Origin of the sequence: Sphingobacterium multivorum (assembly GCF_039511225.1) — a bacterium.
Taxonomy (GTDB): Bacteria; Bacteroidota; Bacteroidia; order Sphingobacteriales; family Sphingobacteriaceae; genus Sphingobacterium.
This window is the reverse complement of record NZ_CP154261.1, coordinates 3,692,307-3,715,657: the sequence shown is the minus strand read 5'-3', so window position 1 is coordinate 3,715,657 and position 23,351 is coordinate 3,692,307. Positions and strand designations below refer to the sequence as shown.

The window sequence follows — 23,351 nt, the reverse complement described above, 5'->3', positions numbered from 1 at the left end:
TTATTTAATAATCTCCTTCTTAGGAAGTAAAATCTCGTCAATCATACCGAATTCTTTGGCTTCGTTGGCCCGCATCCAGTAGTCGCGATCGGAAGATTTTTCTACCCATTCGTAAGTTTGTCCAGAGTGATCTGAAATAATGGTGTATAATTCTTCTTTTAATTTCATCATCTCACGTAAGTTGATTTCCATATCGGCTGCGACTCCTTGAGCGCCACCAGAAGGTTGGTGAATCATGACGCGCGAGTGACGTAAGGCTGCACGTTTACCTTTTGCACCAGCAACTAAAAGAACAGCCCCCATAGATGCTGCAATGCCGGTACAGATGGTTGCTACATCTGGCGTGATGTACTGCATGGTATCGTAAATTCCTAATCCAGCATACACGCTTCCACCCGGTGAATTGATGTAGATCTGGATATCACGTTGTGCATCGGTAGACTGTAAGAACAGGAGCTGTGCCTGAATAATGTTGGCTACCTGATCATCAATACCGCTGCCTAAAAATATGATGCGGTCCATCATCAAACGTGAAAATACATCCATCTGAGCAACGTTCAATTGACGTTCTTCGACGATGTAAGGTGTAAGGTTTGTCGGAATGCTAGTCTCTGTACGTGCAATGAAGCTATCAACATGTTGACTTCCAATACGGTGATGCTTTACTGCATATTTTCTGAATTCGTTTTTATCTATATTCATCTTTTTATTTTTTCTATTCTGTAGGACTAATATAAAACTATATTTTAAAAATCAAATAAATTGAAAAGATGTTTTACATCTACTTTACATTTTTTCGGTGCTCCCCGTTTAAGACCTATGGGAGACTGAATCTCCGGATTAATTTTTATCTATTTCATGCATAGCTCCTTAGTCAATTTCATTGTAGTTGGGAAGGTCTTCCAAAAATTCGTAAGACTCCCTGTTAAAATCAATTTTACAATAGTAATGATTCATGCCGTTGCTCACTAACAAGTAAGGTATGCGGTGAACCGTGTTATAATTTGCAATTTGCTCAAATACTTGTTGGGTAATTTTTACGTGTGGCGCTTTAAATTCAGCTAAAACGACCTTATGCCCGCTGCTGTTGTAAATCAACAAATCACTTCGTTTCTGCAGGTTATTTAATTTCAAACCAACTTCGATATGCATCAGTGCCTTGGGGTAATTTTTCATGAGCGACAAATAGTTGATCCAATGCTGTCTAACCCATTCTTCCGGCGTTAACACCAGGTCCTTTTTTCTGAGCTCATCAAAGATGTAAATCGCATTATTCTTTTTGGATATTTTAGCTTGATACGGTGGTAAGTTCAGTGGAGTCGGTGAAAACATACACAAATATACTAAATTTTTAGCAAAAGAAATACATTCATCAGGCATGAAATATGGTGTTTTTTTGCTGACGAAGATGATTTTTTGTAAAAAAACTCAGGTCTGCTTTTATGGCAGTATTGCTTGACCAGAATTGTGGAACTTGTGGTGCTAAATGTTCATGGCTTTAAACCAATAGCTTAAAGTGGTGACAGTAGATGAATCAATTATAAAAGCGTTAATTCGGCAGGGTTACTCGTTTAAATTGCCATTAAAATCGTAATTTTGCTTCCTATAAAATGTCCATAGTCGAACTAGATACACCATGTGAAGATGCAATAACATGGGACATTTTAGACTGTAGCAGATTGTTTGGATGCGGGAAAGTAATGGGGCAACCGATCTGCAGTGAAAAAATAAATAAATAGACCGGGTACTCCATAGCAACTTTAGACAAGTTGCCGCGTGTAAAGAGCTTAATTGGGCCCAGTGAAAATAAATACTATCGATAGTTTTACATATGAACATCAATCCGATCTTATCCGATATTAAGAACAGGTCTTTTAAACCAGTGTATTTATTGCAAGGTGAGGAGAGTTATTTCATTGATACCATTGCTGATGCGTTGGAGACGACCGTACTGAACGAAGCACAGAAGGGCTTTGATCAATCGATTTTCTACGGAAAAGATATTGATATGTCTACCGTTGTCAATGCCGCAAAACGGTATCCCATGTTGAGCGATTATCAGGTGATTATCATCAAGGAAGCACAGGAGCTGAAATGGAAATCGGATACAGAAGAACTGCTGACGAAATACCTGGAGCATCTTACACCGACCACCATTCTTGTGTTTTGTTTTAAACATGGAAAATTTGACAAACGCAAAAAGATCTATAAAGTTTTTGAAAAAAAAGGCTTAGTCGTCGATGCAGCCAAACTATATGACGATAAAGTGGGCCCTTGGATCGGCACATATGTAAAAGATGCGGGTTGGCGCATTCATCCGCAAGCTGCGGTGATGATTGCGGACTATCTTGGTAACGATCTATCAAAAGTGGCCAATGAACTTGATAAGCTGATGCTTAATGTTCCAAAGAGCCAAGAAATAAGCATGGAAGATGTTGAACGGAATATTGGTATTTCCAAAGATTATAATGTTTTTGAATTAAATACTGCATTGGCTAAACGCAATGCCCTAAAAGCGTATCAGATCGTCGATTATTTTGTGGCCAATCCCAAAAATAATCCACTGGTGATGGTTATTGGACAAATTGCTACCTACTTCACGAAGATTCTCAAATACCATTATCTAATCGACAAATCGGTTGCGGCAAAAGAATTGGGGGTACATCCATTCTTCCTGAAAGAATATGAGCTTGCCGCACGAAATTACAATAGACGGAAAACTTTCGATGTGCTCCATGTGTTGAAGGAGACCGACTTGAAATCCAAAGGTGTGAATGTGCCGAGCAATTTTAATAGTGAAGAGATTTTAAAAGAAATGATCTACCGGATCCTTAACTAATCCCATCCAATATAGCGCAGCAAGCCCATCCAACATTGGCGAAATAAATGCCATCTGAAATAGCGAACACCAGAAATGGTGTTTTTTTTTACACAAATTTAATAATTAAACACTTGTTTAAATTAAACGTTTGTTTAACTTTGTCGCGCATTTAGCGAGAACGTCTTTTATTATCGCTATGAATATGCGATGGTATCTTTAAAAGATCGAGGTTTAAAATGGAATTTAACGAGAAACAGATTGATATTTTACTTGTAGCTGAGCGTCTTTTTGCAACCAAAGGGTTTGATGGGACTTCCGTGCGCGATATTGCCAACGAAGCGAATGTAAATGTTGCAATGATCAACTATTATTTTGGATCAAAGGACAAGTTGCTGGATACGTTTTTTGAGTGGCGTGTCCCTGATTTTATGATCAATGTGAATGAGTTGGCGCTTATTGACAATGCGCTGGACAAAATAGACGCGATGGTAGATCGATCAATTAAATCGATGAATTCGCATCGTAAGCTGTATCATATTATTACCATTGAAAGTTCACTAAAACAGCGGATGCTGATCTCTGAAGCATTCAGGAAGCTCAAATTGCATAACCTGGAGGTTATCTCGTCCGTGATCAATGAAGGTGTAGAACAGGGGGTGTTCAAAGGTGGATATGATCCAATTTTAATCCATTCGATGATGATGGGAACTTTTATGAATTTCCAGATGAACCATTGCTTTTTGCAAGATCAGTTGCATATCGATAACGATGAAGAATATGCAAATTATATAGAAACAACTTTAACAGAATTTATACAGACAACAATTAAAGCTTTATTGACATATGAAAAATAAGTTGGCCAATTTGAGTGCTTTATTGCTTTTAAGTCCCATGGGTTTGTTGGCACAGGACAACAAGCACATGACTTTGGAAGAAATAATTCACTTGGCCGCAAATCAAAGCGTGGAAGCGAAGTCTGCCGACACCAAGATATGGGGTAGGCAGCTCGAGGTGGAAACGGCCAAATCGAAACAACTTCCTGATGCAAAATTGAGTGGACAGTACATGGCTATGACTACTCCAAATGTGAATTTAAAGTTGGCTTTAGGTGGGGGGGGATCTGCTCCAGATATCGCTGCAAACCAATTGTGGTTAGGACAGGCTTCGGTGAGTATGCCAATCTATACCGGTGGCAGAATTAAGGGCGGCATTGCTATTGCAAAGGATGTATTGAAAGCCGAGGAATACAATGCTGTAGCGAGCAAAGAACAATTGGCTATACGTGCAGTAAATCTTTATTTGAGTCTTTATAAGGCTCAGCAAACCAATTTGTTGATTGCTGAAAATATTAAGCAGTCGGAGCAACGTGTTTCGGATTTTAAAGCGATGTTGGATAATGGTTTGATCGCACGTAATGACTTATTAAAAGCAGAACTGCAGCTTTCAAACTATCAGGTTTCGCTTCAGGAAGCACAGAAAAATATCAAGGTGCTGAATTATCAATTGGCTAATTTCTTGAAAATTGATGAAGATACCCAACTGGATCAGATCAATTTGGGCGAAGTCACAGGTGTGGATTTGGGCTTAAAAGCATCATATGATGCAGCAAAAACCTCGCGCTCAGATCTAAAATCGATGGAATCGCAACGTTTGGTTGCTGAAGATCAGTTGAAAGTAACAAAAGCGGCTGCCATGCCAACTGTTGCTGCAACAGCTGGATACAATGCTTTTGGTCTTCAAAAGGTGGTTACCGTGACGAATGCTGCCATGGTTGGCATCGGCGTTTCTTACGATATCGGTTCGCTTTACAAAAATAAAAGAGAAGTGAATGTGGCAAAAAACCGTATCAAGGAAATTGATGAGCATATTGAATTATTAAATGACAAGGTAAAAGTGCAGGTTCAACAGGCCAATGAAAACTATATGCTGGCACAAAAGCAGGATGTGGTCTATCATCAGGCGGTGGATCAGGCTGTTGAAAATTATCGGATCACCAAAGATAAGTACGATAATGGTATCGCAGATACCGACGACTTGTTGACCGCAGACGTACAGCAGCTGCAAAGCAAGATCAATCTGGCAATCAGCAAAGCAAACACCATTGAAAAATATTACGACCTGCTGTTAGCAAATGGGTCTTTAAACATTAAATAGCAATTAATCTAGACATGGAAAATACAGTAGAAAACGCACCTGAAAAAAAAGGTACAAATAAAAAATTTACAATTGTTTTGGCTGCATTGGTCATCTTCGGAGGGGCTTATGGGGCGTATAAATATATGCATGGCCAGGCGCATGAGACTACAGACGATGCGCAGGTAGAGAAAAACATGAGCCCGATCATTCCACGGGTGGGTGGTTTTATCGCTAAAGTCTATGTAAAGGACAATGATTTGGTTAAAAAAGGGGATACGTTATTTACCATTGAGAGTCAAGACTATCAGGTTCGTGTGGACGAGGCATTAGCAGCCTTGGCAGCAGCTCAAAGTAGCTTTGATGTTTCAAAGGCAGATGTATCTGCGTCTTCGGCTAATGTGGCGATCTCAGATGCAACGATCCAATCTAATTTAGGCAGCATCGATGCGGCACGTATTCGTGCTAAGCAAGCGAACAATGATTATATCCGCTACCAAAACTTATACAATAACCAGTCCATTACGAAACAGCAGTACGAGCAGGCATTGACTGCGAAATTGGAAGCCGACAAGCAGGTTGAAATTTTGCAACAGCAACGCAATGCCAGTGCGTCGCAACGTAATGCAATCGTCAGTAAGACTACAGTGGCTTCAAAACAAACTTCTGTTGCTGAGGCGAATATAAAAAGAGCGAATGCACAGCTTGAGGCGGCTAAATTGAACCTTTCTTATACCGCGGTACTGGCTTCTGTGGATGGTCAGGTATCCAACATTAAGGTTCAGCCTGGACAAATGGTCAATCCAGGTCAGTCTTTATTCTACATTGTCGATAATATTGAAACTTGGGTAGTAGCCAACTTTAAAGAGACGCAATTGGAAAAAATGAAGCCTGGTCAAAAGGTGGGGATCAAAGTGGATGCTTATCCTAATATCGAATTTGAAGGTGAAGTAAATTCTTTCTCACCGGCGACAGGATCGCGTTTTTCTTTATTGCCGCCAGATAATGCGACTGGTAACTTTGTGAAGACTGTTCAGCGTTTACCTGTAAAAATCAAATTGACAAAAGACAATAAAGCAGAAAATGTGGCTTTGCTCAGACCGGGCATGAATGCTGACGTAGATGTGCATGTTCAATAACTATGGAAAATTTAAATCAACAAGATAGTCTGGTTGAATATGGTTTTCGACGTGTTGTAATCACGATTACGGCGGTGCTTTGTGCGCTGTTGGAAATCGTGGATACAACCATCGTCAACGTGGCTCTGAACGACATGAAAGGTTCGTTGGGAGCGACATTGACGGATGTGGCATGGGTTATCACGGCTTACGCAATTGCCAACGTAATTGTGATTCCGATGACCAGCTGGTTGTCCCAACAATTTGGACGAAGAAATTACTTCGCGGCTTCTATTATCATATTCACAGTATCTTCATTTTTATGTGGTAACGCGACCAATATTTGGGAGCTTGTTGCATTTCGTTTTATACAAGGGATGGGCGGGGGAGCGTTGTTAGTAACAGCGCAGACCATTATTACAGAGAGTTACCCGAAGGAAAAACGTAGTATGGCTCAGGCTATCTATGGTATGGGGGTAATTATTGGTCCAACGCTAGGCCCACCGTTAGGTGGATATATTATCGATAATTTCTCCTGGCCATATATATTCTATATCAATGTGCCGTTAGGGATTATTGCGACCTTGTTGACCTTATCTTTTGTGCGCAGTCCTAAATATAGCCAAAAGCAATCTGCAAAGGAAGTGGATTGGTTTGGTATGATCTTTTTGATCATGTTTATTGGTTCCCTTCAGTTTGTATTGGAACATGGACAACAGGATGATTGGTTTGACGATCCCTTGATTTTAGGCTTGTCAATCTTGTCTGTTTTCGGACTATTGTTCTTTATATGGCGGGAATTGGTCTATGATAAACCCATTGTTAACTTGCGGGTATTGAAGGATAAGAATTTGCAGGTTGGTGTAGTGATGAGTTTTATTCTTGGTTTCGGCTTGTTTGGATCGACTTTTATTATTCCAATCTATACACAGTCGATATTGGGATGGACGGCCACAGACGCAGGTTTGTTATTGTTGCCAAGTTCAATCATGACCGGTATCATGATGCCTTTTATTGGGAAGATGATCCAAAATGGTGTTCCCCAAAAATATATGGTTGCCGTAGGACTAAGTATCTTTTTTGGCTTCTGTTTTTGGATGTACAGTCTCATGACCAATGATACGGGAGCAGAGCACATGTTTTGGCCCCTAATTCTCCGTGGAGTTGGCTTAGGATTGTTGTTCGTACCTGTCATGACACTCTCCCTATCGACATTACATGGTAAGTCAATCGGTGAAGGAGCTGCCTTTACAGGGATGATGCGCCAGCTGGGTGGTTCGTTTGGTATAGCCTTAATTACGACATTTATTGCCCGTGATAGCCAAAAACATCGCGTCGATCTGGTGGCTAATTTAGATCCAAGCAAGTTTGATGTGCAACAACGGGTGCAACAATTGCAAATGAGCTTTCAGGCGAAAGGTTTTTCGCCCAATGAAGCTTTGGCCAAAGCACACCAGATACTCGATATGAGCGTGATGAAACAGGCTACTGTATTATCCTACATGGATGTGTTTTTGTATCTGGGTGTGGTATTTTTGCTGTGTGTCCCCTTTGTTTTGATGATCAAACAAGGAAAGACGCAGATCGATATGTCCAGTGTGCATTAGCATTTAAATAGTCCGGTAAGCTGGTATCAGGGTGACTTCTCAGTAAAGTACTGGTTATCGTTCAGTCAGAAGTCCTCAAAAAGTGTTTAGCTTTTTGAGGATTTTTTTGTGCATTTTCTTTTGCGATAGAAAAGTCCTTAAGGTTGGCGTTTGGTCTTGTCTAAACAGGAGCAAGCATACCTTTGATCAATTGAAAAACCATAAATTGAAAAACCTGATTTAAAATTGATTGTTTAATAATAAAGAGTTTGAAAGAATTTATCTTTTGGCATCAGAAAAGACGAATCTTATCAAATAGCGACTCAGATAGATTGTTTGTCTTTAAAATAGCAAATGGATGTATACGGAAAAACTTAATTTTTTGGCATTTATCATTCCCTTATTTTTAATTCTGATGGTGTTGGAATATGGGTATAGCCTCAAAAAACAGAAACGTTTTTATTCTTTTGATGAATCGATCTCAAATCTTAATGTTGGTATCGTTGAGCGTATGTGTGATATGTTTTCCGTTAGTTTATTTTACTTTTTTTTCGTTTGGGTGTATCAAAATTTTGCGATATTTCAGATTGAAGCTAATGTTTGGACCTGGGTTATACTTTTCCTATTTACAGATTTTCTCTGGTATTGGTATCATCGCTATAGCCATGAAATAAACCTATTGTGGGCTGCGCACGTTGTACATCACCAAAGTGAAGATTATAACTTTACGGTGGCGGCCCGGATCACCATATTTCAAGCCGTTTTCCGTTCGCTATTTTGGGCTTTTATCCCCCTTTTGGGGTTCCCGCCCTTTATGATGACCGCTATTCTGTTGATTCATGGCGTGTATCCATTTTTCTCCCATACGCAGACTGTTGGAAATTTGGGTATTTTGGAGCGGCTATTTGTAACGCCTTCCCATCATCGGGTGCATCATAGCAGCAACGAAATCTATCTGGATAAGAATTATGGGGATATCCTGATTATTTGGGATAAGCTGTTTGGAACATTTATATCGGAACAAAAGGAGGAGCCTTGTGTCTATGGGCTCACAAAGCCCATTCACCGCTATACTTTTCTATGGCAGCATTTTCATTATTTATTTGAAATTGGTTTGTCATTTAAGCGGGCGAAAGGATTTGAGAACAAAATGCGGACTATATTCGGTAAGCCTGACGATATACAGCCTGAAATTCGCGAAGAACTGGAAGAGCGCATATTTGCCGGAGCTAAGCCGCAAGTTCATGCGCAGGCGTTAAGCCGCTATATCTTTTTTCAGTCCATGTTGACGATGACACTTCTTTTTTTCTTTCTGCTTTATGGTAATTATCAGCAACTGATACAACTCGTTATTGGCGGGGGATTTATTCTTTGTAGTGTTATTTGTATTGGAGGACTTCTAGAACATGAAGACTGGGTTTTTCCACTTGAGATGCTGCGGTTATTCTTATTACTACTGTATATTGCTCTAACTTTTTATTCACCATTGGGACTTGTTTTGGTAGGATGTTTCGCTTTGATTCAATTGATTTTTTATCGACCGTTAGCAGTTCGCTATAAAAAAGTTTTGCGTCTTGAAAGACGTTGAATTTATCCGCATGAGTTCTTGTCGTTGGAAGTAAGCACCTATTGTTTCATATTTCATCATTTAATTGATCTTTTATCTGTATAGCAAGCAAGCAAGCAAGCAAGCAAGCAAGCAAGCAAGCAAGCAAGCAAGCAAGCAAGCAAGCAAGTAAGTAAGTTCTATAAACAATGCCTTTTGAAGAGCTTTCCGCGTGGATGACAGAAGCAGTCAACTTGATGCGGTATTACGTTCAATTATTTATCTGCTGCTGTAACTAAGTCTGCAAATGATTGGCAATAGGATCTGGCCATAATATCCCAGCTATATTGTTTTAGGGTATTCTGTTTAAATTGTAGGCTTAGCTTCTTATAGTGGACTGGATCTTTTAAAATGGCTTGAAGTTGTTCGATCCATGCGTTTTGGTTTTCGCTTGGCAGGAGAAGCCCATTGTAATTGTGTGTAACGGCGCTTGTAATTCCTTCTAATTCGGCGGCAACAACAATTGTGCCTGCTGTGGAAGCTTCTAGGCAGACGAGCCCAAAGCCTTCCATATCACCGGCCATTTCAATATTGGGCATCAAAAAGGCCTGTGCGTTGGTCAGGAGGCTTTGCAGTTGTTCGAATGGAACTTTTCCAAGATGTTCAATTTTTTCGGGGTATGCTTTCAGTAATTTTCGGATGGCCCCTTGATCGGTGGGAAATCCGAGGAATAGGGTGATTAAATGATTTATCTTTTTTGGTGTAAGCTGCAATAGGCGTTCTTTCCATTGCGGTTTTTGATCGAATGGCCCCACCATTAGTAATTTGAAATCGCCCTGAATCGCGGGGATGACATGTTTCATCAACCACGAGAAGCCCTTCCGTTTAACAGGGCGTCCCAAAGTGATAAAATAAGGCTTATTTTCGTCGGCCTGTTTATTGTCTTGAGTGGAGTGGTGTATCGGATCTACACCGTTGGGTATAACAATGATCTTGGTTGGATCGATACCGCGTAACTCTGCGGCGTCGGCGGTGGCTTGGCTAACGGCAATAAGCTGATCAAAAGTGTTAAACCGCGGTATGATCTTACGTTGAAAATAACGAAGTGGAAAAACGATATCCAGACCGTGAAGCGTGGCAGCACGTTTTAAATGGGTATATCCTTTGTGAAAAGAGGCGAAGGACGCAATTAATCCATCATTAAAGTGGATAAGCTTGATGCCGGGGTTATCGTTAATTTTGGCTAGAATGCGGCGATTCAGCTGGAAGAAGAAGGCTAAAAGGGGTTCCCGATTGTCATAGACTAAGGTGTGTACTTTCAAGTAAAGGGCTGCAGTATTGATGAGTTCAAAGCTTTGCTTTTCCATACCGCCAACACTTGGGGGATATTTGTGACTGACAAAAAGTATTTCTATTTCAGAGGGGTACATGTACTGGTTTCTTTTTGATGCATAGATAAAATATAAAACCCAGTGCTACCCAGGTGAGCTGTCGGCCGCGACGTAATAATGAAGCACTGAGCCAAATACTACCTCCTGTAATACCGATCATATGGAGTAGGAGCTTATTGGCGATTTCTTCAACGCCCAGCTGTCCTGGAATAAAAGCACCGATGCTTTTTAGCACAATGACGCTCATATCTACTATTAAACCATGTATTGGTTGTACTGAAACGCCCAAAAATTGTAGAATATAATAGAATTCAAGGCTGCCAATAATCCAATGTAGTGCAAAAAGTAAGTAAGAATACCAAAAAACCTTATTTTGATGTTTATAAAAGTCTTTTACACTCCAAAGTAGTGACTGAACATGCGCTTGTGCTTTTCCAAAAGGTGTTGCTGTTGAAGCCTTGGTTTGTGAGGGACTTTTTGCCGCTATTAACCAGTAAAGTATCAAGATCATCAAAAGAAATAAGAACATACAGATCATATAAATTACTGGGCCTGCGTAGCGTATAATTTCATTTTTTAAAGGAGAAAATATCAACCAGATCATAGCAATCAAAAAGAGTGTCAATTGAGACAGTACGGCAGTAATACGGGATATTGCAACCGAATTCAATCCTTCTTTTAAAGGAATGTCATAACGGGTTATCAATTGTGCCTTTAATAAATCGCCACCGATAATGCTTGTGGGATTGAATAGTCCAACGGTTTCCCCGATTTGACGGACGGCAAAGAGTTCGAGCAGATTGACCTTCTTTTTTGCAGAGCCTAAACATATCCACCAAGCTAATGTACCTAAAAAATAGGCCGCGCAAGTTGTAAACAAAATAACAATGAAGCGATAACCAACAGAGGAGAGCTCTTTTTTCAACGCATTTAAATCGCTTTTCGCTAGAAAGATCGTGATGGACACCAGAATCAAAAGTAAAAAAATACCTTTGATGAGTTTGCTTGGGTTTGTTAGTTTGCCCATGCCAAATCGACTTCCTGTGTTTTGTCTATCAATAGTTCAATGTCATTAAAATAGCGTCCAGCTAGTCTATTCCAATCCAGTTGCCTAACATAGGATAGGCCTTCAATGACGAGATTCCTTTTTAAGCTTGCGTCGGAGAGAATTTTTTTGAGGTAGTAAACATATCCAGCCGCATTTTCAGGTTGACACTTAAATCCATTTTTTCCGTGCTGAATCAAGGAGGCCGAGCCTCCGCCGTTGGCGATAACACAAGGAAGTCCGGATGCTAATGCTTCGACAACGACGTTTCCATACGTTTCTGAGACCGACGTAAAAACAAAGGCATCGGCTGAAGCATATAGAATTGCGAGTTCATCATGGTTTTTCTTTCCTAAGAAAATGGCTTTTGGCATCTCTTGCATCGCAATTATTTTGGCTGTTCCTTCACCGACAACAATGAAATTATAGTCGAGGTTTTGGGCCTGTATCTGTTGATAGATTTCAATAAGCGTTTTAATATTTTTTTCCCAGACGATACGACTGACAAAAAGGATTGTTGGTTTGTCATTCTTTGTGATGGTCTGCAGTTGAGATAGATTCTTTTTTTGGGGGGTAAACAGAGCTGTGTCTATTCCCCTTTGCCACAGCTTTAATCCTTCTTGTTGTAAGCCGATCTGCTGTAATTCATTTAGAATGGATTTGGTCGGTACATAGACAATATCACATTTGTTGTAAAAGTTATTCATTGCTTTTTTCATCCATTGTTCAGTCGGTTTGACTAAGGGTAATATGTTTTTGAAATAATAGGCAATGTATGAAATGAAGTGTGTATGATAGATTGTAAGGACAGGAATACCTTTCCGTTTGGCATAATTTAATGCAAAAAAACCTAAAAGGGAAGGAGTGGCAATATGGATCATGTCGGGAGCAAATTTATCTAAGGCGAGCTCAAGTTTCTTTTTAATAAGCTGTGGAATAGCGAGACAATAATCGTCATTGACCGGTATTTTGAAGGTGGGTACCTTGTAAGAATGAAAATTCCGAAATTGCGTAGGGCCGCCGCCATAAATAAAGAAGTAGTTGAATTTCTGCTGGTCTATACGGTTTATCAGCTGAAACATTGTTCGTGATGCACCGTCAAAATCCTCGACGAGTATCTCTGTAAAGAAGGCTACCTTTCTCATGTTATTCTTATTAGGGGTTGTATAAAAATAGTTGAAAGCTGTAACCCCTATGCTATGCAGGTATTAACCTTTTGTCATTATAGTGTTTATAAATTATTAGTTTTTAATGATTTGTGCATGATTATTAAAAGTAGAATTAATTGAATATGATAATAGAGCTAATGTTGGTGGAGTACCTTTGGAGTGAACAAAATATTCAGTCCATGCTATTAGATCTATTGTTCGAAAAAAAAATTAGACCCAAGGGTTTTCGAAAGATTGTCATCTTATTTATTTGTGCGTCTGCCGGTGTTATGTTGGGTTTTAAGTTGAAGCCAAAACAACAGCCGAAGTTTAGTAATTCGGTGTATGCAGCTATGCCGGAGGCGACATACGGAAAGCTAAATTTGTTAACATACAATATAGCTGGCCTTCCTGAATTGATTTCCAGTGCTATAACCGAGCGGTCTTCCAGTATTAGGTCGATCGGCAATCGGATCAATGCGTTTGATATTGTCAATGTACAGGAGGACTTTAACTACAACAAGTTTCTTTACAGCGAAAATAAGCATAGCTACCGAACGGCAAATATGGGTGGAGTACCTTTTGGGGACGGGCTGAGTACACTTTCAAAATATCCGATCGTAGAGTTTGAGCGAATAAGCTGGACCGATTGCAATGGTGCAGATTGTCTGACGCCTAAAGGCTTTTCTTATGCTCGAATTCAATTGGCCAAGGCAGTATTTATTGATGTTTATAATGTACATGCTACAGCGCAGGATGATCAGAATGCAACGATTGCCCGGCAGAAGAATATAAATCAGCTAAAAGCCTATATCAAAAAGTATTCGGCTGGCAAACCACTTTTGATTATGGGTGACTTTAATGCACATTATGCTTACGAGCTGGATAACATCGGTTCTTTTCAGAAGGACTTAGGTTTGGTAGATGCATGGGTAAGTTTACGTAATAAGGGTGATATTCCCGGTCACCAAATGAATTTTGAAGCGAAAGCTGCATTGGAGTTGACGGAAGATTGCGAAGGTATTGATAAAATTTACTATCGCAATGATCATCATTTGCTATTTGAGGCAAAGAATTATCAGGTTCAAAAAGAGCTTTTCCAAAACGAAAAGGGGCAGGATTTATCAGATCATTGTGCCGTTTCTTTACAATTAGGCTGGCGTGTTGTTAAATCTTCGGTTCAGTAAAATAAAATAGTACTTTTTCAATTCTTTCCTAACAATTGCGATTAGCACTGAATACCGCAGTGCTTTTTTATTGCGTATCAAAAAAGCCCCATAAAATGAATTATGGAGCCTTTATTAAATTGGGATAAATTATCTTATTTATACATTTCTTCACGTTGTGCTTTAACCACATCGCTATTAATGTATTCATCGTAGGTCATCAATTTGTCGATGATACCTTTCGGCGTCAGTTCGATGATTCTATTGGCAACAGTTTCAGTCAATTCGTGGTCACGGGATGTGAACAACATGGATCCTTTAAAATCAGACATTCCATTGTTCAATGCAGTGATAGATTCCAAGTCCAAGTGATTGGTTGGTTCATCGAAGATCAGGAAGTTGGCACCTTGAAGCATCATACGGGAGAACATACAGCGCATTTTTTCTCCTCCCGAAAGCACAGATACTTTCTTCATAACCTCTTCACCGGAAAATAACATTTTCCCCAAAAATCCCCGTATAAACTGTTCATCTGCTTCTGGGTTAGTTGTATATTCTCTCAACCAATCAACCAAATTATCATTTTTTCCTTCGAAGAATGCGGCATTTTCAATCGGCATATCGGCAGGAGTGATGGTAACGCCCCATTTGAATTCACCACCGAAATCGGTGTCTCTACCGGTGATAATGTCGTAAAATGCTGTGGTAACCAATGAATTTGGACCTAGAACAGCGATTTTATCGCCTTTATTGATCATAAAGGTGATATCCTTGAAGAATACCTCACCATTGACCGTTTTGCTTAATCCTTCGACTTGTAGCGTCTGATCTCCTGGTTCACGGTTCATGGTATTGAACATGATGGCAGGATATTTACGGTTGGACGGTTTAATCTCGTCAATATTGATCTTATCCAAGGCTTTTTTACGCGAAGTAGCTTGTTTGGATTTGGAAGCATTGGCAGAGAACCGACGGATAAATTCCTGGAGTTCTTTCACTTTATCTTCCATTTTCTTGTTCTGATCAGAACGTTGCTTTAACGCTAATTGAGAAGATTCGTACCAGAATGAGTAGTTACCCGTATAGATTGTCATCTTACCAAAATCAATATCCACTGTATGCGTACATACAGCATCCAAGAAGTGGCGGTCGTGGGATACAACGAGGACGATTGCTTCATAACTCGCTAAAAAATCCTCTAACCATGCAATGGTATTAATATCCAGATCATTGGTAGGCTCATCGAGAATCAAAATATCGGGTTTGCCAAATAAAGCTTGCGCTAAGAGTACGCGTACTTTTTGGTTACCGTCGATTTCAGAAACTAACTTATAATGCAGTTCTTCTTTAATGCCCAAACTGCTCAATAAAGTTGCGGCATTTGATTCGGCATTCCATCCATCCATTTCAGCAAAAAGACTTTCCAATTCGCCGGCACGTTCGCCGTCGGCATCAGAGAAATCCTCTTTCATGTAAATGGCATCTTTCTCTTTCATGATTTTGTAAAGTTCTTGATTACCCATCATGACAGTTTCAAGAACAGTAAACTCATCGAAAGCATAGTGATCCTGACTTAAAACAGACATGCGTTCGCCTGGCGTGAATGCCACGGAACCTGTCGAAGGATCAACTTCCCCTGAGATAATTTTTAAGAAAGTAGATTTACCTGCTCCATTAGCGCCAATAATACCGTAACAGTTTCCAGGTGTGAATTTTAGATTGACATCTTCGAATAGTACACGTTTACCAAAACGAAGGGAGAGATTTGACACATTAATCATGCTGCAAAGATACGTTTTAATATTGTATTTTTAACTATTTAGGGTGATCAGTTTCAGGAGAAATTGCGGAGAGTAATGTTGGGGAAATCAACTGTTTTTAGCTTCTTTTGAAAACCTGTATGGTGTGAAATTTCAAAGGATGAAGAGGATCTTTGAAATGACGTGTGAAATCCGGCAATGTGTGCAAACAATGAATTAATAAATTATAAATATTGTGTTGGTGATTTAAATTGGCTTCTTTTTTGTGGACAAGAGCTGAAATGAAATCAATTATGAAAAGAAATAGAATAACCAGTGTCGTTATACTTACAGTTGCTTTTTTATTTAATATCCAAGGAGCCTCGGCTCAATTTGGAGGGCTATTGGATAAGGCAAGCAAAGCCGTTGCTTCCAAGGGAAGCAAAATGTTGGGTTTGGATAAACTGCTAAAGGAACCAGAAGCGATTAGTACAAGTTTTGAAGATGTAAATAGGAAGGGGGAGCAAATGCCCGATTTTCAAAATACGGCTGTTTATAAACCTTTAGAAAATTTGCAAAAGAATGGCAATGATGGTTACTTATTGGAGGCTGGACATTTTGAAATGACCAATAAGAGCTATTGCTTGAAAGCAGGTACTTATGCGCCTTCGAAAGGTGATGGATATATGTATGCACCTACATTGGGCAAGAAGAGAGAAGTGGTCATTGCAATTTTGAAAAGTGCTGAAAAGCACCCGGAAGTTGCACAATCTGACATACAGATGCTATTGTGGACGATCATAGCGAAGACAAAATTTATTGATTATTCGGGTCCGGTGAAAGAGACAGCCTTAAAATTGCTTACAGCTGAACAAATTTTGCATTTGGAAGGTGGTGCGCTCGGCGTTTTGCCATTCGATGTTGTCCAAAAGGCAAAAGACCAAATGCCTCCTGCAGTACAGACAATCTTTGAAGCGGAAAATAATATTCGGCAGCTCGTTTCCTCAGGTAGCTATTCGTACGCTGATTTTGAGCAATATGCAATCTTAGCTGGTATGGCTGAACCTCGTACGGACGTGCCAAGTGGTATTTGGACGCTTCACCCTGACGGTTATTATGTTCGCTATTTTCCAAGTGGTTATGCGATTACTAAAGTTCAGGTGTATGTTCCTCAAGAATTGATTACAAAATTGAATGGAAAGAAGCTTGTATATGATGCAACAGATGATATTGCATGTCCGGCAAATACGGGATCGCAACGGTTAGCACAAACGAATGAACCGATTCGTGATTAAGATGTGAGGCATTGAAAGGTCGATAGGAAAGAGAAGGGTATAAAGAGGAAATTTAATGAATAAGGGAGATCTACTGATCTCCCTTATTCATTAAATTTCCTCTTTTGCCTCCTGTATAATATATAAACAATGACAATAATAGCGATGATTGCTAAAATAATGTAATGGGAACCTGAATGTTGGGTTTTATCCTCTGTCGTCTGCGCATATGTAAAATTTGCCACGAAAAGAAGCACCATGAAAATCCACTTCTTGCACATAATAAACGGTTTATTAACTATAGTAGCAAGCTAAGTATTTTTTGCAACAAAGTCAAATTATTTCATTAAAAATGACAAAGCTTTTTATAAAAATTGAATGTATAATGTCTGTTTCTCCCATTTGATTCGTTAGATTCGAAAAATAAAAGGTTGGTTACATTGGATATAGCCCGGGATATCGTCCCTCGAATTCGGTAAATGGTCCTAAAAATCGTATCTTGTGAACCTTTGTAAGCGTTTTTAGATATTCAAATCATGTCAAAACTTATCAATTTAACTGTCTTTAGAGAATTCTTAAAATCCAGCTTTGCAGGTGGAATTATACTTTTTTCCTGTGTTATTCTAGCATTGATCGTTGCAAATACACCTTTGTATGGCAGTGTAATGGAATTCCTGAACAAGGAAGTAGGCTTTGAGAGCGATCATATTCATTTAAAATATTCGTGGTTATTGTGGCTCAACGATGGTTTGATGGCTATATTCTTTTTACTGGTGGGGCTCGAGATAAAACGTGAAATTGTAGAGGGTGAACTCTCATCGCCAAGTAAAGCAATCCTGCCCATTTTGGCTGCGGTTGGTGGGGCACTTTTGCCAGCCATCATCTATTTTGTGTTAAATCAGGGAACCAATACGGCAAACGGCTGGGGTATTCCTATGGCGACGGATATTGCATTTGCTTTAGCTGTTATCACGCTTCTGGGAAATAAGGTTCCTGCCAGTCTTAAAATCTTTTTGGCTGCTCTGGCCATTGTTGATGACTTACTTGCCATTTTAGTCATTGCGATCTTTTATAGCAATGGTATTCATGCGACCTATTTATTTATTGCTTTAGGCATCTTTCTGTTTTTGATCGTGTTGAATAAACTGGGCGTTAAAGCGATATGGGCTTACCTTATTCCGGGTCTATTTATTTGGTACTTTGTTCATCACTCGGGAATTCATGCAACAATAGCTGGCGTGTTGGTGGCTATGACGTTACCAACAACACCGGATGCGGAAGAATCTCCCCTGGAAAAACTGGAGCATCTATTGACCAAACCCGTCAATTTTATTATCATTCCGCTGTTTGCATTTGCGAATACGCTTATTCCAATCCATGGGGAAATGATTGGTGGTTTGACTTCAAAATTGGGGATTGGTATTATCCTTGGTCTTATCGCTGGTAAATCAATTGGTATATTTTTGATCTGTTATATTGCGAAGAAGTTGAAGATTGCACAATTACCGGAAGGGGCTGGCTGGAAACAGATTTTTGGTGTAGGCTTATTGGGGGGAATCGGTTTCACGATGTCGATCTTCATCTCGATACTGTCTTTTGATGATAGCATGCTGATTGAAGAGGCCAAGTTCGCGGTTCTGATCGCTTCTTTATGCGCCGGCCTGCTAGGCTACGTCGTTTTGAGCGCAGTGTCAGCTGCAAAGAATACAGAGGTTATTGATTAGATTTTGAATAGATAGCAGTCGAAGGTTAAAGATTAATCCTATTTGGACATCTATTTGAAAGCGGATAACGAGCTATAGGTATTAATTTTAGACTTTTATGAATTAGATTTAGTAATTTAGGGCACAACAATAAAAACAATACGTTGAGATTTGATGAATTTGGCTTTGTTCCGGCTTTGGAAGAAGGTTTAGAAAGTATGATGTTTGAGGAGGCTACGCCGATCCAAGAACAGACCATCCCGATTATTAAAGAGGGAAAAGATATGATTGCCTGTGCACAGACAGGTACAGGTAAAACAGCAGCTTATATGTTGCCGATCCTCGATGCAATAGCACGGAATTCAAGGGAATCTATCCTCGCTATTATCCTTGTTCCGACCCGGGAACTTGCTATGCAAATTGACCAGCAGATTATGGGCATGTCTTATTATACGGGTGCAACATCCATAGCCATTTATGGTGGTGGTGATGGTATGGGGTATGAACAGCAAAAACGGGCCATACGAGAGGGGGTAAATATTATTGTTGCTACGCCGGGAAGGTTGATAAGCCATCTTACCTCCATGAAGATTGATCTCTCTCATTTAAAGCACTTTGTTTTGGATGAAGCCGATAGTATGCTGGATATGGGATTTCAAGACGATATTTTACGTATTGTAAGTTATCTACCGAAGAAAAAGCAGATGCTTTTGTTTTCGGCGACGATGCCGATGAAGATCAGGTCTTTTGCTCGAAAAATTCTGCAAGAGCCTGTGGAAGTCAATATTGCCATTTCTAAACCTTCGGAAGGGATAGATCAACGTGTATATCTTGCGTATGATCAACAGAAAATGGAGCTTCTGAAGAATATACTGAAGGATCCCAACTATGTATCTGTTATTATTTTTGCGTCCCAAAAAACTACGGTCAAACTTCTCGCTCAGGAATTACAGAAGCAGGGAATTGATGCGGAGGGTTTCCATTCGGATCTCGAGCAGTCAAAACGGGAAGATATCATGGCCAGATTCCGGTCTCGTCAGGTACGGGTACTGGTAGGGACAGATGTGATATCTCGTGGTATCGATGTGGTGGGGATCAGTTTGGTCGTTAATTACGATGTTCCACCGGATCCGGAAGACTACGTACACCGTATTGGACGTACGGCACGGGCAGCAACTACAGGAACAGCCATTACCTTTGTCAATGAGAAAGACCAAAACCGTTTCGCTCAGATCGAGAATTTAATAGGTTATCCGATTGAACAACTTCCATTGCCAGAGGGGTTTGAAGCGGGACCTACTTACAATCCTGCCAAAAAGAATCCACAGCATAAGAAGAAGCGTTTCAATAGGAATAAAAATAAAAACTATCAGAAAGCTAAAAGAGCCTGATTTTAAAATACAAAGCCCCCATATGAGAAAAATATGGGGGCTTTGTATTTGAATATATATTTTATTTAACTTTTATTCGACAGTCCACACAGCCAATTCATATCCATCAGGATCCTGGAACTGAAATCTCTTTCCACCGGGAAAGCTAAAAATATCTTTTAATATAGTTCCGCCAGCACGGATAACCTGATCACGCGTAACTTGCAGATCGTCGGCATAGATAACGACCAGAATACTGCCATTTATTGGGTCGCCAAGTGTAAAACCACCATCAACATATTTTCCGCCAAAAGCCGTATAGGCTGGTCCGTAATCCGTAAACTCCCAACCGAAACTCGTTGAGTAAAATGCTTTGGCACGTTCAAGGTCGCTTGATACAAACTCGAGGTATTGGATCTGCTGGTTAACAAATTTGTTTTCTGTACCGCTGTCGCTCATAACGGAGATATCTATTTAATGTATGTATAATAAATTGCTTGATTGCTTGTGCCGATTTCGGAATTAAAACCCGAATCGTTTCATAAATATAAGGCTTTGTTGAAAATGACAGGCATTTTTCTTTTCAACATTTTTTTTCCGGGTCTACCTGATTTTGCTCCGGGTATCACTGCCTCGAGTGAGGAGAAAACAACATTCATTTCCCAATCTGGATCGGACTGGGAAATGGAGATAGGCTGTTAGGCGCTCTTTTTATTACTTATCCAATATTGCAATAGCACAGATGAAACGACTAAAAACAATCCCACATAGAAGGATAGATTTAATTCTTTTGCTTCATTCAGAAATAGAAAAGCAATTAATATGGCATACATGGGCTCGAGATTTAAGCTTAGGTTCAATGTAAAAGCGGATATCTTCTTTAAGATTTCTGTAAACGCGAGATAGACGCCAACAGTGCAACATAAAGAGAGGATGATCAGATAGAAAATATCCAAGGCATTGGGAATGAAAGTGCGGGTTGGATAGTGCTGAATGTAAAAAGGGAGTAGGCAAGCCAGTCCGATTGTACCGCCAACCATTTGGTAATAGTTGATGCAGATGGCATTGTACCTTTTGGTCAATCGTTCGTTGTTAACGGCATAAAGAGAAGCAAAAGCAGGCGAGATTATACCGAATATTATTCCCAGTTGATGTGAAGTGTCAAAATGGAATATCAGTGCTATCCCACACAACGTAAGTCCACTCAACAGAAGTTCTGACAATCTAAATTTCGTTTTATTGATCATCGGTGCAAAAATAGCGGTAAAAAAACTTGCCATACAGTAGCAGATCACGCCGATGGAAATGTTTGAATATTTGATGCTAGCATAGAATAATAGCCAGGATGCTGTCAATAGTAGCCCATTTTTTGCAATATGCAGTTTCTCTTTGAAAGTAAAATCTGTAGGTATTTTATACCATTTTAGAATAAAAAATAGGATAACGGCAGCTAAAAATACACGGTACCATGTGAGTATCCCCTCGTTGAGTGAAATCACTTTTCCAAATACGCCAGATAGTCCCAGGCACAGCACAGCAAGGTGCAGCATGAAATATGAATGTTTCATAAGAAATTGTCTTCCAGTTCCGTCCAATAAGGACGAAAGATGTTAAATAATAAATTTGATAGAAAATAAGAAGCACAGCAAATCGGTCCATTTCTGGTATTGGGCTTCAGTAATATCGGGAAAAAATATTACGCTACTGGAGGAGGAAGACAACTCGTTCTATTCATCATATTTGTATTTACCCGAAGATAGGGAATTTTGGGCGCAGTTGCAAAAAAGTAATGAAAAAGCCCCTAGGAAGTTTTTGCTTCTAGGGGCGTATATTTATTCAGTTGCCTTTATTTTGTGCTTTTTATTTTCTGCTTTTATGGCGTATTTGGCGGTAAAGTATCCGTTCCGCCACCCAGTGCACGGTAAAGATCTATGGCTGCATTGAGCTTTTCCCGTTTTACTGTAATACGTTCCAAATCATTTTGAAGTGCATTATTTTGGGCAGTTATCACTTCCAAATAGTTTGCCATCCCACTTTTGTAAAGTAAGGCCGCATCAGCGGTGGCTTTGGCGAGGGCCTTTGATTTGGCGTGGATAAGTTGCAGGCGCTGTTCTGTATGTTTGATTTTTGCCAAGGCATCCGAAACTTCCGAAACTGCGACCATAACCGACTGTTTAAACTGCAAAGCTATCTTTTCGCGTTCGATGACCGATATCTCATAGTTTGTTTTCAAGGCCCCTTTCTGAAAAATCGGTTGAGCAATATTCCCTGCTATTGTTTTCACAATAGAACCCGGTAGATCAAACCATTTGCTAAATTGAATGGAGTTTGTACCAATGGATGGAGTCAAGCTTATGGAGGGGTACATTGCTGCTTTAGCGAGTCCCATTCTGCTTGTCGCAGCCACAACAGCGTATTCAGCTGCTCTGACATCTGGTCTGCGGCTTAATAGTTCGGCCGGCACCCCTGTAGCAAGTCCGTCTCCAACAATCGTATCATCTAAACTTGCTGTACGTTGAATGCCCTCGGGGAAACCTCCGCAAAGAATGCTCAGCGCATTTTCTTCGACCGCCATATTTTGATGGGCTAGGGGAATCAATAATTCAGCAGTTTTCTTCTGAGCTTCGGCTTGCTCCACAGCAAGCGAACTGACCAGTGATGAGTTGTATTGCAAACGTATCATATTTAATGTGCTATCGCTCAATTGAACATTTCTTTGTGCAATCTTAAGCTGCTCATCCAAAGCAATCAGATTGTAATATGACTGGATGACCTGTACAATAACCCGGGTTTTCAAAGCCGATAAATTTTCCTTTTGGCCAAAAAAATTGGCCAAGGATTCTTCTTTTTGCATTTTTACCTTTCCCCAGATATCGGCTTCCCAAGACAATCTGAGCGTGGCACTATAATCGTCCATATAAGGTGTCCCGATAAATTGGTCACTTAGTGAGCCATTTAAGGAGTTGCTCGATAACCAGGTTCTATTCGCTCCAATGCTTAAATCAGCTGTTGGCAGTAATCCTTTCTTAGACTGCTTGTACGCGAGTTCCAATTGTTGTATGTTGAGGAGTGCTACATTGACGTCTGTATTATTAGATAATGCCTTCTCAATGAGTGATGTCAACAAGGGATCCTGTACAAATTTACGCCAGGATAGCTGCAGGGTGTCGGACGTGAGAACCACGTCGCTGTTTTTAAAATTTTCGGGCATGGCTATCTCCTGACGGGTGTATTTTTTGCCCACACTGCATGCGGACAACAACAGGGTTGTGCTTGCGAAAATTGTTATATAGTGATGAAATTTTTTCATT

The 23,351-nt window shown here is 40.0% G+C and carries 19 protein-coding genes; 10 read left to right on the top strand and 9 right to left on the bottom strand.

The features are described 5' to 3' along the window. Together clpP and AAH582_RS15565 are read right to left on the bottom strand one after the other, a co-directional pair. Nucleotides 1–702 carry an ATP-dependent Clp endopeptidase proteolytic subunit ClpP gene (clpP, locus tag AAH582_RS15570; RefSeq protein ID WP_046674530.1) on the bottom strand — a complete coding sequence of 234 codons (702 nt, stop codon included), beginning with the start codon at nucleotides 700–702 and terminating at the stop codon, nucleotides 1–3. Between the two features lie 168 nt (nucleotides 703–870). Further along, nucleotides 871–1,332 carry a type I restriction enzyme HsdR N-terminal domain-containing protein gene (locus AAH582_RS15565; RefSeq protein ID WP_343318521.1) on the bottom strand — a complete coding sequence of 154 codons (462 nt, stop codon included), beginning with the start codon at nucleotides 1,330–1,332 and terminating at the stop codon, nucleotides 871–873. A 499-nt stretch (nucleotides 1,333–1,831) separates the two neighbouring features. Between AAH582_RS15565 and holA the strand changes: the two genes are divergently transcribed. From holA to AAH582_RS15535, 6 genes are all read left to right on the top strand, one after another. Continuing rightward, nucleotides 1,832–2,839, top strand: coding sequence for a DNA polymerase III subunit delta (gene holA / locus AAH582_RS15560; protein ID WP_046674532.1), 1,008 nt, complete (start codon nucleotides 1,832–1,834; stop codon nucleotides 2,837–2,839). A gap of 218 nt (nucleotides 2,840–3,057) precedes the next feature. Beyond that, nucleotides 3,058–3,675 carry a TetR/AcrR family transcriptional regulator gene (locus tag AAH582_RS15555; RefSeq protein ID WP_046674533.1) on the top strand — a complete coding sequence of 206 codons (618 nt, stop codon included), beginning with the start codon at nucleotides 3,058–3,060 and terminating at the stop codon, nucleotides 3,673–3,675. After that, nucleotides 3,665–4,975, top strand: a complete 1,311-nt coding sequence (locus AAH582_RS15550; protein WP_343318518.1) for a TolC family protein — start codon at nucleotides 3,665–3,667, stop codon at nucleotides 4,973–4,975. The genes AAH582_RS15555 and AAH582_RS15550 overlap by 11 nt, the downstream gene beginning before the upstream one ends. Nucleotides 4,976–4,989: 14 nt before the next feature. Continuing rightward, nucleotides 4,990–6,093: an HlyD family secretion protein gene (locus AAH582_RS15545; RefSeq protein WP_070565508.1), complete on the top strand. Its 1,104-nt coding sequence runs from the start codon at nucleotides 4,990–4,992 to the stop codon at nucleotides 6,091–6,093. Nucleotides 6,094–6,095: 2 nt separating this feature from the next. Then, nucleotides 6,096–7,679 carry an MDR family MFS transporter gene (locus AAH582_RS15540; RefSeq protein WP_070565506.1) on the top strand — a complete coding sequence of 528 codons (1,584 nt, stop codon included), beginning with the start codon at nucleotides 6,096–6,098 and terminating at the stop codon, nucleotides 7,677–7,679. A 337-nt stretch (nucleotides 7,680–8,016) separates the two neighbouring features. Beyond that, the gene (locus tag AAH582_RS15535; protein ID WP_343318515.1) at nucleotides 8,017–9,246 is read left to right on the top strand and encodes a sterol desaturase family protein; all 1,230 of its coding nucleotides are present in this window, start codon (nucleotides 8,017–8,019) and stop codon (nucleotides 9,244–9,246) included. Between the two features lie 233 nt (nucleotides 9,247–9,479). Here the strand turns inward: AAH582_RS15535 and AAH582_RS15530 are convergent, their stop codons facing one another. Genes AAH582_RS15530 through AAH582_RS15520 form a run of 3 tightly spaced genes read right to left on the bottom strand, consistent with a single transcriptional unit; the run spans nucleotide 9,480 to nucleotide 12,785 of the window. Next, a complete protein-coding gene (locus AAH582_RS15530) occupies nucleotides 9,480–10,571 on the bottom strand; it encodes a glycosyltransferase family 4 protein (protein WP_343318514.1) in 1,092 nt (363 codons plus the stop codon). A 49-nt stretch (nucleotides 10,572–10,620) separates the two neighbouring features. Then, nucleotides 10,621–11,622, bottom strand: a complete 1,002-nt coding sequence (locus AAH582_RS15525) for a lysylphosphatidylglycerol synthase transmembrane domain-containing protein (RefSeq protein WP_343318512.1) — start codon at nucleotides 11,620–11,622, stop codon at nucleotides 10,621–10,623. Next, on the bottom strand, nucleotides 11,610–12,785 hold the full coding sequence (locus tag AAH582_RS15520) for a glycosyltransferase family 4 protein (protein ID WP_343318511.1): 1,176 nt from the start codon (nucleotides 12,783–12,785) through the stop codon (nucleotides 11,610–11,612). The genes AAH582_RS15525 and AAH582_RS15520 overlap by 13 nt, the downstream gene beginning before the upstream one ends. Before the next feature lie 146 nt (nucleotides 12,786–12,931). Here AAH582_RS15520 and AAH582_RS15515 point away from each other — a divergent pair, with 146 nt between their 5' ends. Further along, the gene (locus AAH582_RS15515) at nucleotides 12,932–13,975 is read left to right on the top strand and encodes an endonuclease/exonuclease/phosphatase family protein (protein ID WP_343318509.1); all 1,044 of its coding nucleotides are present in this window, start codon (nucleotides 12,932–12,934) and stop codon (nucleotides 13,973–13,975) included. Nucleotides 13,976–14,109: 134 nt separating this feature from the next. On the opposite strand, the gene AAH582_RS15510 is transcribed toward AAH582_RS15515, so the two are convergent. Then, entirely contained in the window at nucleotides 14,110–15,735 is a 1,626-nt protein-coding gene (locus tag AAH582_RS15510) for an ABC-F family ATP-binding cassette domain-containing protein (protein ID WP_343318508.1), read from the bottom strand. A gap of 272 nt (nucleotides 15,736–16,007) precedes the next feature. On the opposite strand from AAH582_RS15510, the gene AAH582_RS15505 reads away from it, so the two are divergent. The 3 genes from AAH582_RS15505 to AAH582_RS15495 all read left to right on the top strand — a co-directional run bounded on the left by AAH582_RS15505 (nucleotide 16,008) and on the right by AAH582_RS15495 (nucleotide 20,061). Continuing rightward, nucleotides 16,008–16,988 carry a hypothetical protein gene (locus tag AAH582_RS15505; RefSeq protein WP_343318506.1) on the top strand — a complete coding sequence of 327 codons (981 nt, stop codon included), beginning with the start codon at nucleotides 16,008–16,010 and terminating at the stop codon, nucleotides 16,986–16,988. 515 nt (nucleotides 16,989–17,503) lie between these two features. After that, a complete protein-coding gene (gene nhaA, locus AAH582_RS15500) occupies nucleotides 17,504–18,691 on the top strand; it encodes a Na+/H+ antiporter NhaA (RefSeq protein ID WP_343318505.1) in 1,188 nt (395 codons plus the stop codon). A gap of 143 nt (nucleotides 18,692–18,834) precedes the next feature. Continuing rightward, a complete protein-coding gene (locus tag AAH582_RS15495; RefSeq protein ID WP_046674542.1) occupies nucleotides 18,835–20,061 on the top strand; it encodes a DEAD/DEAH box helicase in 1,227 nt (408 codons plus the stop codon). 72 nt (nucleotides 20,062–20,133) lie between these two features. Here AAH582_RS15495 and AAH582_RS15490 read toward each other — a convergent pair whose 3' ends face one another. The 3 genes from AAH582_RS15490 to AAH582_RS15480 all read right to left on the bottom strand — a co-directional run bounded on the left by AAH582_RS15490 (nucleotide 20,134) and on the right by AAH582_RS15480 (nucleotide 23,350). Beyond that, nucleotides 20,134–20,499 carry a VOC family protein gene (locus AAH582_RS15490; protein ID WP_343318503.1) on the bottom strand — a complete coding sequence of 122 codons (366 nt, stop codon included), beginning with the start codon at nucleotides 20,497–20,499 and terminating at the stop codon, nucleotides 20,134–20,136. 239 nt (nucleotides 20,500–20,738) lie between these two features. Next, nucleotides 20,739–21,608: a DMT family transporter gene (locus AAH582_RS15485; RefSeq protein ID WP_343318501.1), complete on the bottom strand. Its 870-nt coding sequence runs from the start codon at nucleotides 21,606–21,608 to the stop codon at nucleotides 20,739–20,741. 305 nt (nucleotides 21,609–21,913) lie between these two features. Continuing rightward, nucleotides 21,914–23,350 (bottom strand): efflux transporter outer membrane subunit, encoded by a 1,437-nt coding sequence (locus tag AAH582_RS15480; protein WP_343318499.1) that lies wholly within the window; start codon nucleotides 23,348–23,350, stop codon nucleotides 21,914–21,916. Nucleotide 23,351: the final 1 nt, after the last annotated feature.